This window comes from Anabaena sp. WA102, assembly GCF_001277295.1.
Classification (GTDB): domain Bacteria; phylum Cyanobacteriota; class Cyanobacteriia; order Cyanobacteriales; family Nostocaceae; genus Dolichospermum; species Dolichospermum heterosporum.
Map to the genome: position 1 here is coordinate 2,026,331 of NZ_CP011456.1, position 14,282 is coordinate 2,040,612.

The 14,282-nt window shown below is 37.5% G+C and carries 23 protein-coding genes; 19 read left to right on the plus strand and 4 right to left on the minus strand.

Annotation, left to right across the window (positions count from 1 at the left end):
* Positions 1-119: 119 nt before the first annotated feature.
* The 7 genes from AA650_RS08955 (at position 120) to vapC (ending at position 2,995) form a co-directional block, all read left to right on the plus strand.
* A complete protein-coding gene (locus AA650_RS08955; RefSeq protein WP_233455506.1) occupies positions 120-425 on the plus strand; it encodes a DUF3800 domain-containing protein in 306 nt (101 codons plus the stop codon).
* A gap of 420 nt (positions 426-845) precedes the next feature.
* Entirely contained in the window at positions 846-1,076 is a 231-nt protein-coding gene (mazE, locus tag AA650_RS08960; RefSeq protein ID WP_015083417.1) for a type II toxin-antitoxin system MazE family antitoxin, read from the plus strand.
* Positions 1,063-1,422, plus strand: a complete 360-nt coding sequence (locus tag AA650_RS08965; RefSeq protein WP_028082683.1) for a type II toxin-antitoxin system PemK/MazF family toxin — start codon at positions 1,063-1,065, stop codon at positions 1,420-1,422. The genes mazE and AA650_RS08965 overlap by 14 nt, the downstream gene beginning before the upstream one ends.
* A 132-nt stretch (positions 1,423-1,554) precedes the next feature.
* Positions 1,555-1,755 (plus strand): type II toxin-antitoxin system HicB family antitoxin, encoded by a 201-nt coding sequence (locus tag AA650_RS08970; protein ID WP_006278807.1) that lies wholly within the window; start codon positions 1,555-1,557, stop codon positions 1,753-1,755.
* Positions 1,752-1,961, plus strand: a complete 210-nt coding sequence (locus AA650_RS08975) for a type II toxin-antitoxin system HicA family toxin (RefSeq protein WP_053538746.1) — start codon at positions 1,752-1,754, stop codon at positions 1,959-1,961. Before AA650_RS08970 ends, AA650_RS08975 begins: the two co-directional genes overlap by 4 nt.
* A 317-nt stretch (positions 1,962-2,278) precedes the next feature.
* Positions 2,279-2,581 (plus strand): hypothetical protein, encoded by a 303-nt coding sequence (locus AA650_RS08980; protein WP_053538747.1) that lies wholly within the window; start codon positions 2,279-2,281, stop codon positions 2,579-2,581.
* 12 nt (positions 2,582-2,593) lie between these two features.
* The gene (gene vapC, locus AA650_RS08985) at positions 2,594-2,995 is read left to right on the plus strand and encodes a type II toxin-antitoxin system tRNA(fMet)-specific endonuclease VapC (protein WP_053538748.1); all 402 of its coding nucleotides are present in this window, start codon (positions 2,594-2,596) and stop codon (positions 2,993-2,995) included.
* An 83-nt stretch (positions 2,996-3,078) separates the two neighbouring features.
* Here the strand turns inward: vapC and AA650_RS08990 are convergent, their stop codons facing one another.
* Both AA650_RS08990 and AA650_RS08995 read right to left on the minus strand, forming a co-directional pair.
* Positions 3,079-3,354 carry a type II toxin-antitoxin system RelE family toxin gene (locus AA650_RS08990; RefSeq protein WP_028082686.1) on the minus strand — a complete coding sequence of 92 codons (276 nt, stop codon included), beginning with the start codon at positions 3,352-3,354 and terminating at the stop codon, positions 3,079-3,081.
* The gene (locus AA650_RS08995; RefSeq protein ID WP_053538749.1) at positions 3,347-3,598 is read right to left on the minus strand and encodes a type II toxin-antitoxin system Phd/YefM family antitoxin; all 252 of its coding nucleotides are present in this window, start codon (positions 3,596-3,598) and stop codon (positions 3,347-3,349) included. Before AA650_RS08995 ends, AA650_RS08990 begins: the two co-directional genes overlap by 8 nt.
* 441 nt (positions 3,599-4,039) lie before the next feature.
* Between AA650_RS08995 and AA650_RS09000 the strand changes: the two genes are divergently transcribed.
* The 8 genes from AA650_RS09000 to mazF all read left to right on the plus strand — a co-directional run bounded on the left by AA650_RS09000 (position 4,040) and on the right by mazF (position 8,792).
* On the plus strand, positions 4,040-4,369 hold the full coding sequence (locus AA650_RS09000) for a hypothetical protein (RefSeq protein ID WP_053538750.1): 330 nt from the start codon (positions 4,040-4,042) through the stop codon (positions 4,367-4,369).
* A 6-nt stretch (positions 4,370-4,375) separates the two neighbouring features.
* On the plus strand, positions 4,376-4,825 hold the full coding sequence (locus AA650_RS09005) for a hypothetical protein (RefSeq protein ID WP_053538751.1): 450 nt from the start codon (positions 4,376-4,378) through the stop codon (positions 4,823-4,825).
* Between the two features lie 239 nt (positions 4,826-5,064).
* Complete coding sequence (locus tag AA650_RS09010; RefSeq protein WP_053538752.1) at positions 5,065-5,355, plus strand: hypothetical protein; 291 nt, start codon at positions 5,065-5,067, stop codon at positions 5,353-5,355.
* On the plus strand, positions 5,352-5,696 hold the full coding sequence (locus AA650_RS09015) for a type II toxin-antitoxin system VapC family toxin (protein ID WP_053538753.1): 345 nt from the start codon (positions 5,352-5,354) through the stop codon (positions 5,694-5,696). Before AA650_RS09010 ends, AA650_RS09015 begins: the two co-directional genes overlap by 4 nt.
* Positions 5,697-5,734: 38 nt before the next feature.
* Positions 5,735-6,754, plus strand: a complete 1,020-nt coding sequence (locus AA650_RS09020) for a transposase (protein ID WP_053537527.1) — start codon at positions 5,735-5,737, stop codon at positions 6,752-6,754.
* An 84-nt stretch (positions 6,755-6,838) separates the two neighbouring features.
* Positions 6,839-6,976, plus strand: a complete 138-nt coding sequence (locus tag AA650_RS09025) for a hypothetical protein (RefSeq protein ID WP_199924410.1) — start codon at positions 6,839-6,841, stop codon at positions 6,974-6,976.
* Positions 6,977-7,666: 690 nt separating this feature from the next.
* Positions 7,667-8,446: an AbrB/MazE/SpoVT family DNA-binding domain-containing protein gene (locus AA650_RS09030; RefSeq protein WP_015081076.1), complete on the plus strand. Its 780-nt coding sequence runs from the start codon at positions 7,667-7,669 to the stop codon at positions 8,444-8,446.
* Positions 8,400-8,792, plus strand: coding sequence for an endoribonuclease MazF (mazF, locus tag AA650_RS09035; protein ID WP_051155201.1), 393 nt, complete (start codon positions 8,400-8,402; stop codon positions 8,790-8,792). The genes AA650_RS09030 and mazF overlap by 47 nt, the downstream gene beginning before the upstream one ends.
* 275 nt (positions 8,793-9,067) lie before the next feature.
* Here the strand turns inward: mazF and AA650_RS09040 are convergent, their stop codons facing one another.
* Positions 9,068-9,409 (minus strand): XisI protein, encoded by a 342-nt coding sequence (locus tag AA650_RS09040; protein ID WP_053538755.1) that lies wholly within the window; start codon positions 9,407-9,409, stop codon positions 9,068-9,070.
* Positions 9,397-9,813, minus strand: a complete 417-nt coding sequence (locus AA650_RS09045; protein WP_053538756.1) for a XisH family protein — start codon at positions 9,811-9,813, stop codon at positions 9,397-9,399. The genes AA650_RS09040 and AA650_RS09045 overlap by 13 nt, the downstream gene beginning before the upstream one ends.
* Before the next feature lie 521 nt (positions 9,814-10,334).
* On the opposite strand from AA650_RS09045, the gene AA650_RS27750 reads away from it, so the two are divergent.
* The 4 genes from AA650_RS27750 (at position 10,335) to AA650_RS09065 (ending at position 14,201) form a co-directional block, all read left to right on the plus strand.
* The gene (locus tag AA650_RS27750) at positions 10,335-10,715 is read left to right on the plus strand and encodes a hypothetical protein (RefSeq protein ID WP_199924411.1); all 381 of its coding nucleotides are present in this window, start codon (positions 10,335-10,337) and stop codon (positions 10,713-10,715) included.
* A gap of 114 nt (positions 10,716-10,829) precedes the next feature.
* A complete protein-coding gene (locus AA650_RS09055; RefSeq protein ID WP_053538758.1) occupies positions 10,830-11,300 on the plus strand; it encodes a hypothetical protein in 471 nt (156 codons plus the stop codon).
* A gap of 532 nt (positions 11,301-11,832) precedes the next feature.
* A complete protein-coding gene (locus AA650_RS09060) occupies positions 11,833-13,344 on the plus strand; it encodes a group II intron reverse transcriptase/maturase (RefSeq protein ID WP_053537830.1) in 1,512 nt (503 codons plus the stop codon).
* 14 nt (positions 13,345-13,358) lie between these two features.
* Positions 13,359-14,201: a DUF4145 domain-containing protein gene (locus AA650_RS09065; RefSeq protein WP_199924412.1), complete on the plus strand. Its 843-nt coding sequence runs from the start codon at positions 13,359-13,361 to the stop codon at positions 14,199-14,201.
* The last annotated feature ends 81 nt before the right edge of the window (positions 14,202-14,282 follow it).

The following is a 14,282-nucleotide window of genomic DNA, read 5'->3' on the forward strand; positions in this document are numbered from 1 at the left end:
GCACAAAATTACTCAAGGGACGTTTCACAATTAACCCTCCATTCCTCCCATCACCAAACTGAGTACAGTTTTGGTGGGTCTCCTGGAGGTTTAGATGAACCAACAAGATAATATTGAATTTGTTATATATTGATGAATCTGGTAGTGCAAAACCAAATCCTAAAGATGAATGTCCTGTTTTTGCTATGGGTGGAGTTTTAATTAAAAGAAGTGATGAACAAATTATTAATCAATTGGTACTAGATTTTAAAAATCGTTGGAATCTTAGTCAAGAACAATCTTTACATGGTAACGAAATACGCTCTAAGAAAAAAGGATTTGCTTGGTTAGGTAAATTATCTAAGGTTGAACAGCAGCAATTTTTGGAAGATTTGACACAAACTATAATTAGTTGTCCTATAGTTGTTCATGCTTGTGTTAAGTAGGTGAACAGAAAAATTTAAAGGTATATAACGGTATGTAAAGTTGTCTCAATGCGAGATTCTGATTGGGTTTCAGCCATTTTACAAAACGCAATACCCCTCATTTTTATTTTGTTTACCTACTTATCTCTCGTCAAGGATATCTCAATCGTTACTTAGAAAAGTATGGTAAAAATACTTGGGAAATGATGAAAAGTGCCTTTTCTATTTTAATAGAATGTAGTGCTAAATATGCAGCTATTAATAATGGTATCGCACTCTTTCCAACTCGCCAAACAGCGAACTGCTTGCAGCAGCGCTTCGCTATCGCATCCCTTCAACTTACCAGAATCCTTTTTTTTACGAACCACTCCAGACACAGAGTATTTGCAAATTGTTAAAAAAGTGGTATGATTGATTGGTAAGATTAATAAGTCATACATAATGATGAAAGTCACAATTACTTTGGAAGAAGACATTCTCAGATTTATTGATCAACAAGCAAAAGGTAATCGTAGTGCCTATATTAACGCACTATTAGCAGAACAAAGACGCAAAATTTTGGAAGCAGAAATAATTGCAGCACTCCAAGAAGATGCGAAAGATTTAGAATATCAAAATGAGATTTCTGCTTGGGATAATGTAGCTGGAGATGGTATTAATGCCAGAGGGTAATTTAACTTATAAACGGGGTGAAATTCGCTGGGTAAATCTTGATCCAACTGTGGGAGCAGAAGCACAAAAAATCCGTGCTTGTTTAATAGTTCAAAGTGATATTATGAATCAATATGGATTATTAACTATTGTGATGCCATTCCGACCAGGAAGTAAGCAAGCTCCCTATATTGTCAATATCAAAGCAACAGTAACTAATGGATTAGATAAAGATCGTTTTATTGATGTTGCTCAGATTCGTTCTGTAGATTATCGTCGGGTTTTAGGTTTGGTGGGAATTTTAGAAGCTGAATATTGGGAAGAAATTCGTACTGCTTTGGATGTGGTGTTAGGGTTTGGGGTTTAAGTTGAGCGAACTGACAAGTCAGCGCTTCGCTATCGCACTCTCTCAACTCCCCAAAAGCGATTATTCATCTTCATTAAACTGGTACGTCTGACTCACCCTGCGGTAAAATATCCTTAGTTCAAGGAATTGGCTATGAAAATAAAAGCAATTATTTGGGAAGAAGACGGTGTATGGTGTGGTTCTGTACCAGCTTTACCAGGATGTCATACCTGGGGTGAAAGTTACGAACATTTATTAGAAATGTTGAAAGATGCTGTTCAAGGTTGGTTAGAAGTTGCTAGTCAGCAAGAAGAAGTTGAACCACAAAAACAGTTGATTGAGTTATCTTTATGAAATCCGTTTCTGGTAAATCTCTGTGTAAGATTGTTGAACGCTATGAATGGAATCTAAAAAGGATTACAGGTAGTCATCATATCTATGTTAAGGAAGGTATGAGTGTGATTCTTTCTATACCTGTTCATGGTAATCGTGATTTACCTACTGGTACACTCAGAAGTATTTTGAAAGATGCTAGTTTGACTGAGGAAGATTTAGATTAATTTCGCTATCGCATCCCCTCAACTTCCCAAACAGCGATTCCTAGGTCGCGCTTCGCTATCGCATTCCCTCCACTCCCCAAACAGAGATTCCTAGGTCGCGCTTCGCTATCGCACCCCCTCAACCTCCCCAAAAGCGATTCCTAGGTCGCGCTTCGCTATCGCACTCCCTTCAACTCCCAAACAGCGAACTGACAAGTCAGCGCTTACGCTATCGCACTCTCTCAACTTCCCAAACAGCTATACTTTGGGTAAGTTACACTTGCTGATTCTGATCTGATATACTGATAATGTGTAAAAATAATCAAATCTAGTATTTTATGATTAATAATCACCAACTCATCACAGAAACATCCTCAACTACACCCTGGAATGATTTATTATTAGAAATTGCCCAAACTCCAGAAGAATATATACCAGAAATATTGGAAATTGTCCGTTTATTTCGTCAAAATTTGATCAATAAACCAACAACTTTGATAACTACAGAAAAACATAAATTAGAGTGGCAAGAATTTATTAATCAAACAGCAGGAAGTTGTGCTGATGATCCAATTATTCTGGATAATTTAGGTATTGATGATACTTTAGATGATAGCTTAGAAGAAATGATTAATTGTTAGGAATACAAACTGATGAAATATTTATTAGATAGTAATGTTTGTATTCAATATCTTAATCAAAGATCAGAAAAGATTATTCAGCGTCTTCAAGATTTATCCGATATAGATATAGTAGTTTGTTCTATTGTCAAAGCTGAATTATTTTATGGTGCAATGAGAACTCATAATCCTGCGAAAACTCTGCAAAAGCAGCAGGAATTTTTAGACCGTTTTGTTTCTTTGTATTTTGATGATGAATGTGCTGTAATTTATGGTGAAATTCGTAGTAAATTGGCTGCTAAAGGTACTCCTATAGGAAATAATGATTTACATATTGCTGCTATTGCGATCGCTAATAATTTAACTTTAATTACTCACAATACTAGAGAATTTAGTAGAATTGACAATTTAAAATTAGAAGATTGGGAGATTTAGTAAACAGCGATACCTAGCGATCGCACTCCCTCAACTCCCCAAACAGCGATAGCGAAGCGCGACCTAGGAATCGCTTGACAAAGTTACAAGTTTTTATAAACTTCATCATCATTACGTTTACCAACCCGAAAAACATCAACTAATTTATTATCATCATCAATGGTGTACAAAATTCTGTATTCACCCTGATCAATACGATAACCACCTTGATAACCTTTTAAAGCTGCATAGTCTTGAGGACGAGGATTACCTTGAAGGGAGAGAATTTTTGATACAACTTGTTTATATTGTTTTGGTTGTAAGTCTAATAAATCTTTTTCCGCAGTTTTCGCAATCCTCAATGTATAACGTTCACTCATTGGGATATTTAGCTATTATTTCTTCTATGGTGGTAAATCCTTCGTTTTCTTCTACTGCACGTCGCAATTTAGCCGAATCTATTGCATCTTCTATTGCTTCTAATAGTTTTAAATCTTCAATGCTAATTATCGCTACCGCAGCTTTACCATGACGCTGAATTAAAATTCTTTCTCCACGATATTCTGCACGGTTCATAATATCGGGAAAATTAGCACGCGCTTCACTTGCACTGATGACAGACATAGCGCCTCACAAAATTTATAGGATTACATAACATTATAGATTATTTGTCTGTTTTTTGCAAATTGTACAAAATTTAAGTTTTTGAGCAATAGTGGAGCGATCGCACCCCCTCAACTCCCAAACAGCGAACTGACAAGTCAGCGCTTACGCTATCGCACTCCCTCAACTTCCCAAATAGCGATTCCTAGGTCGCGCTTTGCTATCGCACCCCCTCAACTTCCCAAATAGCGATTCCTAGGTCGCGCTTTGCTATCGCACTCCCTCAACTCCCCAAACAGCGATTCCTAGGTCGCGCTTACGCTATCGCACCCCTTCAACTCCCCAAACAGCGATAGCGAAGCACTTAGATCACCGTAGTTATCACATTTTATAAATTTCAGACATTGCTTATTCTGATCCGATATACTGGTAATATGTAAAAATAATCAAATCTGGTATTTTATGATTAACATTCACCAATCCATTACAGCTAAATCATCAGCAAAACCCCGCAATGATTTATTACTAGAAATTGAACATACTCCAGAAGAATATATACCCGAATTACTACAAATTGTCCGGTTATTTCGTCAAAGTGTGACGATGAAACAGACATCTTTGAAAAACTGGGAAAATGCCATTAATGAAATTAATGAAAGTGACGCAATTAAAAAAGAACACAGAAAAACTAATATTAAAAGATTGTTCGAGTCATGGAATGAATCAGATGAACAACAAGAACAACAAGAAACTTTGGAAATTATTGAATCCATGAATGGTATTTTAATTTAAAATAAAATGAGTAAGGTTATTGTTTTAGATTCTGCACCTGTGGGATTAATTACTAATCCTAAAGCGAATCCTCTAGCTGTGCAATGTCAAGAATGGTTTTATAGTCTTTTTGAAAGAGGTTATGAGGTAATTTTACCAGAAATTATAGATTATGAAATTAGACGAGAATTATTAAGAGCAAATAAGTTATCAGGAATTAGAAAACTGCATCAACTTAAATCAGAAATTATTTATCTTCCTATTACCACAGAAGTAATGTTAAAAGCAGCAGAATTATGGGCTGAAGTGAGAAATCAAGGTAAATCTACAGCAGATAATAAAGCTTTAGATGGTGATGTTATTTTAGCTGCTCAATCTATTTTAGTTGCTAATTATGGAAATGAGGTAATTATTTCCACGAGTAATAAAAAGCATCTTTCTCTTTTTATTGATGCTAGAGAATGGGGAGAAATTTAAACTGTGATAGCGATCGCACCCCTCCAACTTCCCAAACAGCGAACTGCTTGCAGCAGCGCAACGCTTACGCATTCCCTCAACTTCCCAACATCCTTTTTTAACGAACCACGAAGACACGAAGAGCGCGAAGGGAAGAAAGAAGAAAACAGTGTAATTAACATCTGCTTAAATCTGATATACTTAATATATCAAGTTAATCATAAGTTTTACTTGATATTAATTAACTAGCATCGAAGAATATGAAACAATGTAAAACTATACAGCTACAATTGAAACCAGAAATAGAAGCTCGTCTGATTACCCAAGCTACTAAACAAGGTTTATCAATTGAATCTTATCTTGAATCTTTGATTGAAGATAGTTTGAAAAATCAAGATGAAAAATCTTTTTCTCAAGTAACAACTGAGGAAGATTGGGAAACAGCACTAATGAATTTAATCAATAGTCCTGCTTTTACTCTAGCACCACCACTTTCAGATGCAGCTATTAGTCGAGATAGTATTTATACCAGAGAAGATGAAATGTTATGAAATATTTGGTGGATACTAATATTTTACTGCGTTTGGTACAAAAAAATAGTCCCATGCACCTTGATACTCAAAGGGCAATTTTAACACTCAAAAAGCAAGGTAATTTTTTATGTATTATTCCACAAAATATAATTGAATTTTGGGCTGTTGCTACAAGACCTCTTGATAAAAATGGGTTAGGTTTATCTATCACTCAAGCGGAAGAAGAAAGCGAAAAACTTAAAAAGATATTTATATTGGAATTGGATACACCACAAATTTTTACTGAGTGGGAATCACTTGTTATTAAATCAGAAGTGTTGAATGTTAGGAAAAGATTAAAAAAAAGTACCATAATTTGATACAATCTAAAAAAATCTAGATAAAGAATTATCAAATTATGCGCTTAAAGAATTTTCCAGAAGTGGTCAAAACAATATTGAAACCATTGCCCAAAAAAGATTATCCAGTTCTGGACACATTTTCATTTGTATCAGTGTGGTTACAGTATGTCATGGATAAAAGTATAGTGAGTATGAGAGATTTATTTCAAAGACTAAATAATCAAGGGATAGATTTAAAAATATCAAATTTTTCCAAGGCAAGTAAAAAGAGAGATACTCAAGTATTTTTGGAGATAATAACTGAATTAAACAATCAACTGAGAAAGAAAAAAGGAAAGGAAGAAACCCAAGCATTATTTCCTATAGATTCAACAATTATTACATTAACAAGTAAATTATTATGGAGTCAAGGATATCATCAAGTAAAACTATTTTGTGGGTTAGATAGTTTGACATCAGAAGTTGGTGGAATGGTGATTCATTTTGGGCAAGGACATGACCATAAATATGGACAAGAAACAGTAGAAGCAATTCCGTCAAAAGGAGTAGGGATAATGGATAGAGGATTTGCATCCTCCGAAAGAATATCTGAATTAAAACAACAAAAAAATAAAGCTTTTGTCTTAAGAATTAAAAATAATGTCACTTTAGAAATGCTAGAAAATGGTAATTGTAAAGTTGGCAAAGATGAAAGAGAAGTGGAAATTAGAGTAGTAGCATTTTGTGATATAGAAACTAAGAGTGAATTTCGTTTAGCAACAAACTTATTAAATGAAGGAGAAGAGCAAGTTAGTAATCAAGAGATTATGGAAATTTACATACAAAGATGGCAAATTGAATTGTTATGGAAATTCTTAAAAATGCACCTCAAGTTAGACAGACTTATGACAAAGAATGAGAATGGAATTAGAATTCAGATAATGTGCTGTTTAATCGCTTATTTGATATTGCAACTAATAGAAATACCGCAAGAATTTGGCAAAACTTTATTAGATAAACTCCGTTATCTTCAGTCCTATATGTGTCAGGAAATAAGTTATGTTCATTGGTTTAGAAAACTTATTTGGATAAGATGAAAAATAGCACTTATAGGCTAAGTTTATTTCAATATGTAAAGTTTTATTACGCTATTCAACATTTCTGTTATTAAATATCAAGTGATGGGAAAACAGGTACATGATGCTCGTTTAGCTGCGGCTATGGTAGCTCATAATATTACACATTTATTGACATTTAATGTTGAAGATTTTAAACGGTTTTCGGATATTGTAGTTGTTGATCCACGTAGTATTGTTTAATCATATTAGAAGAGCGATTCCTGCGGAGCGCTTCGCTATCGCACTCCCTCAACCTCCCAAAAGCGAACTGCTTGCAGCAGCGCTTCGCTATCGCACCCCCTCAAATCCCCAAACAGCGAACTGCTTGCAGCAGCGCTTCGCTATCGCATCCCCCAACTTCCCAAACAGCGAACTGCTTGCAGCAGCGCTTCGCTATCGCATCCCCTCAACCTCCCAACATCCTTTTTTAACGAACCACAGAGACACAGAGGACACAGAGAAAGAGAGATCGCACCCCCTCAAATCCCCAAACAGCGAACTGCTTGCAGCAGCGCTTCGCTATCGCACCCCCTCACTCCCCAAACAGCGAACTGCTTGCAGCAGCGCTTCGCTATCGCACCCTCTCAACTCCCCAAACAGCGAACTGCTTGCAGCAGCGCTTCGCTATCGCACCCCTCAACTCCCCCAACAGCGATTCCTACGGAGTGCTTCACTATCGCATCTAATTACGTTTTTACGCTACTCCTTCACAGAGTAATATGCTATCTGTGAAGTTTCTTAGCTATAAAGCCAAACTAATTCACAAAATTAGTGTTATTAATTGCACTGGTTAATTCAGTAATCTTGATAGTCAAAGGTCTTGTTATTTTTCGTCAGAGAAGCTAAGGTAGAGTTAAAATATAATGCGCTTTATAAGCTTAGGTGTTGCAAATGGGTATCCTAGAGGCTATCAAACCTGGTTATTTTGAAGAATTTCGGCTTGAAGAAGCTCAATTATTCTTAGAGCAGTGTTTAGCCTGTGATTCTTCCAATGCTGAATTTTATGAATTTCTTGGAAATATTGCACAACGTCAAGGCATAAACATAGATCAGGTAAAATATAAGCTCTCTGAGGCTCTTCAAGAATTTATAATTTTGTTTGAGCTTCAAGAACAGCTTGTTATTACAGGTTCACAAATCAAGGAGCTTACTAAACGTATTCCTGCTCCTGATTCTGAAAATAAATTAAAGCGTAGTTACGCGCTTGAAGAAAAATTCTTGGACATGGCTTTTCAGAAGTTTGTCGAAAGAGTTTCTGAAATTAATTATGTTCACTCCAGAATCGTAGAGAATTACTGGAACTATCTTCCTGAGAAGCTTCAGGATTTGATTTTGTTTGGTTATATCCAAGAATTATTGGCTCAAGGAAAATATTCTTTATCTGAACTTGGCATTTCTCAAGCTGTTTGCAAAAAACACGAAGATTCGTTTTTGCAATTCAAGAGTTATCTTCTTAATGTATTGAGTGATTCTGATGTTGGTGTACGGTTACCTCAGTTAATAGATAAATATGAGCAAATAGTTTCTAATACCTCTGAAAATAATCCTAGCCAGCAGAAAAAAACACCATGTAAGAGGTATAATTTGGAAGAGTTCTTAGTAAAAATAACTCCTCTAAATTCTCATGGTGAAAGTGACTGGGGTGAAGCAATTGGTAACGAAGTTTGGTAGTAAGGTATATGTGCCGGAGCGCGGCGACATTGTATGGCTAAATTTCAGCCCTCAAGAGGGGCGTGAACAAGCTGGTCATCGCCCCGCTTTAATTATTTCTCCTATGATATATAATGACTTAGGTCTTGCTCTAGTCTGCCCAATAACTAACAGTACAAAAGGTTATCCTTTTGAAGTTCCTATACCTAGCGGTATAAATACTACAGGTGTTGTTTTAGCAGATCATCTTAAAAGCATTGATTGGAAAGCAAGAAAAGCTGAATTTATTGAAAAAGTTTCAGTTGAATTTGTTACTGAAGTCATTAGTATATTATCTGTGATAATTCCCTATCCTCAGCAAGATTAAAAGTGTTGTAATGACTGAGGATAAAAGCAATTAGTAAAATACTAATATCGCACCCCTTCAAATCCCCAAACAGCGATTCCTACGGAGCGCTTCGCTATCGCACCTCTTCAACTCCCAAACAGCGATTCCTACGGAGCGCTTCGCTATCGCACCCTCAACTCCCAAACAGCGATTCCTACGGAGCGCTTCGCTATCGCACCCCTTCAACCCCCTAAACAGCGATTCCAAATATCGCTGTTTTGTTTTTGTTTCAAGCAAAGCAAGAAATAACTAAACTAAGCAACTGCAAAATTTGTATATTCCCGCATTTTCGGTTCATGAAAAGCTAAAACAATATCTTCTTTAGGAACACCAACGCGAATTAAATCAGTAGCAATACCTTCTTCTGTCCAATCTTCTTCTATCCAAAACTTACAATTATGTAAGCGAACATAAACAGTCATTCCTGTAATTCTTTCACCATTTTGCCAACCAAGATTCATCCAAATATAATGACCTTTTTCGTCATCGCTAATTAAGAATGTTTCTATATCTTTTTGTGGATGATTCTGAGATAATTCTACATATTCCCTTAAAATTTGTTTGATGATTTTGGGGTAATCTGTTAATTTATCCATTGTTTAATTTCCTCTGTTTCTATATCTACAACAATTAGCGGAAGTTGATGTCGGTTAAGAATCAGTTGAATAACATCCTGTGTGAAGAAACTTTTATATGCGATTTCACTAATGGCAATATAGAGTTTACGGTCTGGTGCAGTTTCTTCTAATAGGTAAAGATAGATATCATATTGGCCGAGAGCTTCTTTTAAATCTTGTATCTTTGATGTACCGATAAAACTTTTGACTTCAACTACCAGTTTTTGTCCTGATTTTTCAATTGCTATCGGACGTTCAGCACCAAGATCAGCATATAGTGTTGTTCTTCTATATTGAATCAAGTAAGGATCATCTGTAATTATCCAACCATCTTTGATTAGTGCATTTTTAACAACGTTATGAATAATGTCTAGTTTGGGCATACTTCAAGTATAGATCAATTATCATAGTTTATCGCTATATAGCGATCGCACTCCCTCAACCTCCCCAAACAGCGAACTGCTTGCAGCAGCGCTTCGCTATCGCATCCTTCCAACTCCCCAAACAGCGAACTGCTTGCAGCAGCGATTCGCTATCGCATCCCTTCAACTCCCCAAAAGCGAACTGCTTGCAGCAGCGCTTCGCTATCGCACTTCCTCCAACTTCCCAAACATTCTTTTTTTAACGAACCACAGAGACACAGAGGACACAGAGAAAGAGAGATCGCACTCCCTTTAACCTCCCAAACAGCGAACTGCTTGCAGCAGCGCTTCGCTATCGCACCCCCTCAACTCCAAACAGCGATCGCATCCCCCCAACTTCCCAAACAGCGAACTGACAAGTCAGCGCTTACGCTATCGCACCCCTTCAACCTCCCAATACCCTTTTTTAACGAACCACAGAGACACAGAGAACACAGAGTAAGAGCGATCGCACCCCCTCAACTTCCAAAACAGCGAACTGCTTGCAGCAGCGCTTCGCTATCGCACCCCTCCAACTTCCCAAACAGCGAACTGCTTGCAGCAGCGCTTCGCTATCGCACCCCCCCAACCTCCCAAATAGCGATCGCACCCCCTCAACTCCCCAAACAGCGATCTCACCCTTCCAACTTCCCAAACAGCGATCGCACTCCCTCCAACTTCCCAAACATCCTTTTTTAACGAACCACAGAGACGCAGAGGACACAGAGAGAGAGATCGCACCCTTCAACTCCCCAAACAGCGATCGCACCCTTCAACCCCCCAAACAGCGATCGCATCCCCTCAACTTCCCAATATCCTTTCTTAACGAACCACGAAGACGCGAAGAACATGAAGGAAGAAAAGAAGAGAGAGCGATCGCATAAATATTGGTTTAAATAAGGTAATAATTTTAATACTAAATTAATATAATACATATCAACTTTAGTATAAAATTCATAAATATTATTACCAAGATATAATTACAGTAGAGTAACAAAATGAGTAGTCATTGGCAAGAAATTGAATATCCTCTTACAGAAAAAGCATTCTGCTGTGAGCATTGTGGTAACAAAACTTTAATGAAGGAGATAGCGAATAAAACTTATATTCATACTGATGCTAATCCTGAAGAAATGTCTGTAGAGCAGATGAAATACACATGGATGATTTTAGTATGCTGCATTTGCAACAACGTTAATATTATTGAAGATTTAGTATACTCAGAGGATGAAGGGGAATTTACTGGACTATATGATCAGAATGGTGATGAAATATGGACTGGTATAATTCCTAAGAGAAAATATTTATATAGATCATTCAAGGATTTGAGCGATTTACAAGGACTTTCTCCACAAATTGAGCGAACATATCAAGATGCTTTAAAGTGCTTTAAGTTAGAGCTATACACGCCAACAGTAATTATGTGTAGAAAAACAATTGAATGTTTGGTGCGATTCGTTGTTAGCTGAATCACGGTAATCAGTCCGTACATAAGCTAACCAACCTAATCCAACTATGGGAAAAGGTTGAACTCTCGGTCTGATATGGGTGAAAGTCCCATCTACCAGACTCAGGTATGACTCCCTACCTGCCTACGATGACCCGACTCGGCTTCGGGAGGTCGAAGCTAGGAACAGGACGCAATCAGACATCCGTTGTGGGGTGACACTTGGCGTTAACGGGGAGTTCCTACGGTGAAATCGAGCCTCAAAAAGCAACCTATTGATAGGCAGGACACAACTTAAAAACCTGACCTCATTGGAGTTAAATCCCGTCACATTCTCAAACTAATAGTGGCAAGAGTCCAGGGATTCCAATGGTTGAAATGGCTACACCTAACGGAACTACTAATCAACCGAGGGAACGAATAAAAACGGGTTGAGGGTCTAAGGGCGGTCGAACCCTATAAGTAGGCTGGACGAGCAGCGGAACTCCTTCAATTCGGGTAGGACAAACCGTAATTGGTTTGAGGTGTTCAGAATACACAAATTGGAGCAGAGCATGATTAGACACAGAGACAACTCTAGTGAATCCTGGAAGACGTTACCTTGGAAGAAATTTCGCCGTAACTTATTCCGCCTACAAAAACGAGTGTACAAAGCGGTTCAAGTTGGCGACAAGCGCAAAGCTAAGTCCCTACAAAAGCTGATTCTGAAATCAACCGCAGCGAGATTACTGGCTATCCGTCAAGTATCACAGCTAAACGCTGGGAAAAAGACCGCAGGAATTGACAGCAAAAAGTCCCTTAACTTTAAGGAACGCTTCGAGCTTAATGAACTGCTAAAAGCATCAAGTAGCAACTGGAAACACCAAGGGCTAAGAGAAATACCCATCCCCAAAAAGGACGGTACTATCAGGATGCTGAAAATCCCCACTATTGCAGACCGAGCTTGGCAATGCCTAGCAAAATACGCATTAGAACCAGCACACGAGGCAACTTTCCACGCCAGGAGCTACGGGTTTAGAACGGGACGGTCAGCGCATAACGCGCAGAAACACCTATTCGACAATCTAAACTCACGAGTAAATGGAATAGATAAACGAGTCATAGAACTCGATATTGAAAAATGCTTTGATAGGATAAACCACACCGCCATCATGGAGAGACTCATAGCTCCTAGAAGCATAAGACAAGGAATCTTCCGATGTCTCAAAGCCGGGGTCAATCCAGAATTTCCCGAACAAGGAACACCTCAAGGTGGGGTGGTAAGTCCACTGTTAGCCAATATTGCGTTAGACGGTATAGAGTCAATTCACCAATCAGTACGGTACGCCGATGATATGGTAATCATACTCAAACCCAAAGATAACGCACCAGAAATACTTGACCGAATCAGTCAGTTTTTAGCAGAGCGGGGAATGAAAGTCAGCGAGAAAAAGACAAAGCTAACCGCCGCGACAGATGGATTTGATTTCCTCGGCTGGAATTTTAAAGTCCAGAAAAACGGGAAGTTTAGATGCGTCCCATCAGGGGGCAATTATAAATCTTTCCGCAAGAAAGTAAAATTTATCGTCAACAACTCGAATTATGGTGCTACCACAAAGGCTGAAAAATTAGCCCCTGTAGTTAGAGGTTGGAGGAACTACCACCGCTTCTGCAAAATGGACGGGTCGCGCAACTCGCTATACCACATTCAAAACAGAGCTTTCAGGGTATTCAACAAGGAAACCAAACAGAATCGCCATACCAGTAAGCAGTTACTAGACAAGGCATTCCCAGCAGTTCCTTACTCCGAAAACAAACACATCAATGTCAAAGGTGAGAAATCACCCTACGACGGAGATTTAAGTTATTGGAGCGAACGTAACAGCAAGCTCTATAACAACGATACCTCTAAAGCCCTTAAACGGCAAAACCATAAATGTGGTCATTGTGGTCTAAAGATGCTCAGTGATGAGAAGGTACATTTACATCATGTTGATGGAAACCACCAAAACTGGAAAACTAAAAACCTTCTAGCCATTCACGAAAGCTGCCACGATTATATTCACATGAGCAAACGCGAAAGCTAAGAACATCGGGAGCCGTGTACACGGAAACGGGTACGCACGGATCTAACAGAGAGGGGCGGGAAATAATATTCCCCCTCGACTCAACCTGTGTAATAGATTTACGTATTAGAGAACCTTACAACCTATCAGATAAAATTCAAAGAATGTTAGATGAAAAATATATAGATCAAATGTTATACGATTGGGCAACCACTTTAAATCAATTTGGCAATAATGCAGTACATCAGTTCAAAATATTTAATCGAGATGAAGCTCGACACATTTTAGATTTTACCTATGCTTTAATTGAATACTGTTTAGATTTTCAATATAAATTTGAAAAACTTAAAAATAATAAAAAAATTCAAAAAAACCAATCTCAAGAATCAGGAGATGAGGTTAACGTAAATACTTTAAGTGATTCAGAGTTAGAGTCTCTGGATAAAATGTTGGATGATGAAAATGAGTTATTAAATTATTATGCAGCGATAAGCCTTGCAAAAGAGAATGCAAAAATTGAAAAAATAGTACCTATTTTAATAGAAATATATCATAATGACAAATTTAAACATCTGAAAAATGAGATTATTAAATTTTTGAAGGAGTTTGGATCAGCAGTAGTTTCAGAATTAATTAAATTACTTAAAGATTCTTCAAATCCAAAAAATATAAATAGACGAATTATGGCTATAAATACTTTAGGAGACCTGGGATCTAATGCACAAGAAGCGATACCATTTCTGATTCATGTACTTGCCGAACCTGATGTTAAAATTCAAGCTACTCATGCTCTAATAAAACTAGGAAGTGAATCTGTATCTTCTGTGATTAAAATATATGAAGAACAGTTAATTAGTAGTGATGGCTCAACATCATAGAATATACTTACATTTTTTAATGGGTTTTCATTTTCATATTTTGCGTTTCTCTTATCAGCTTTGTCCTACACTGCTACTTAA

What these genes read in the sequence shown, in the direction of transcription:
- AA650_RS08995 (WP_053538749.1), bottom strand. Translation starts at nt 3,598, where the DNA reads ATGTCTGTCATCAGTGCAAGTGAAGCGCGTGCTAATTTTCCCGATATT.
- AA650_RS08975 (WP_053538746.1), top strand. Translation starts at nt 1,752, where the DNA reads ATGAAATCCGTTTCTGGTAAATCTCTGTGTAAGATTGTTGAACGCTAT.
- AA650_RS09000 (WP_053538750.1), top strand. Translation starts at nt 4,040, where the DNA reads ATGATTAACATTCACCAATCCATTACAGCTAAATCATCAGCAAAACCC.
- AA650_RS09055 (WP_053538758.1), top strand. Translation starts at nt 10,830, where the DNA reads ATGAGTAGTCATTGGCAAGAAATTGAATATCCTCTTACAGAAAAAGCA.
- AA650_RS09015 (WP_053538753.1), top strand. Translation starts at nt 5,352, where the DNA reads ATGAAATATTTGGTGGATACTAATATTTTACTGCGTTTGGTACAAAAA.
- AA650_RS08980 (WP_053538747.1), top strand. Translation starts at nt 2,279, where the DNA reads ATGATTAATAATCACCAACTCATCACAGAAACATCCTCAACTACACCC.
- AA650_RS09060 (WP_053537830.1), top strand. Translation starts at nt 11,833, where the DNA reads ATGATTAGACACAGAGACAACTCTAGTGAATCCTGGAAGACGTTACCT.
- mazE (WP_015083417.1), top strand. Translation starts at nt 846, where the DNA reads ATGATGAAAGTCACAATTACTTTGGAAGAAGACATTCTCAGATTTATT.
- AA650_RS09025 (WP_199924410.1), top strand. Translation starts at nt 6,839, where the DNA reads ATGGGAAAACAGGTACATGATGCTCGTTTAGCTGCGGCTATGGTAGCT.
- AA650_RS09020 (WP_053537527.1), top strand. Translation starts at nt 5,735, where the DNA reads ATGCGCTTAAAGAATTTTCCAGAAGTGGTCAAAACAATATTGAAACCA.
- AA650_RS08990 (WP_028082686.1), bottom strand. Translation starts at nt 3,354, where the DNA reads ATGAGTGAACGTTATACATTGAGGATTGCGAAAACTGCGGAAAAAGAT.
- mazF (WP_051155201.1), top strand. Translation starts at nt 8,400, where the DNA reads ATGGTGAAAGTGACTGGGGTGAAGCAATTGGTAACGAAGTTTGGTAGT.
- vapC (WP_053538748.1), top strand. Translation starts at nt 2,594, where the DNA reads ATGAAATATTTATTAGATAGTAATGTTTGTATTCAATATCTTAATCAA.
- AA650_RS09010 (WP_053538752.1), top strand. Translation starts at nt 5,065, where the DNA reads ATGAAACAATGTAAAACTATACAGCTACAATTGAAACCAGAAATAGAA.
- AA650_RS09040 (WP_053538755.1), bottom strand. Translation starts at nt 9,409, where the DNA reads ATGGATAAATTAACAGATTACCCCAAAATCATCAAACAAATTTTAAGG.
- AA650_RS09005 (WP_053538751.1), top strand. Translation starts at nt 4,376, where the DNA reads ATGAGTAAGGTTATTGTTTTAGATTCTGCACCTGTGGGATTAATTACT.
- AA650_RS09030 (WP_015081076.1), top strand. Translation starts at nt 7,667, where the DNA reads ATGGGTATCCTAGAGGCTATCAAACCTGGTTATTTTGAAGAATTTCGG.
- AA650_RS08965 (WP_028082683.1), top strand. Translation starts at nt 1,063, where the DNA reads ATGCCAGAGGGTAATTTAACTTATAAACGGGGTGAAATTCGCTGGGTA.
- AA650_RS09045 (WP_053538756.1), bottom strand. Translation starts at nt 9,813, where the DNA reads ATGCCCAAACTAGACATTATTCATAACGTTGTTAAAAATGCACTAATC.
- AA650_RS08970 (WP_006278807.1), top strand. Translation starts at nt 1,555, where the DNA reads ATGAAAATAAAAGCAATTATTTGGGAAGAAGACGGTGTATGGTGTGGT.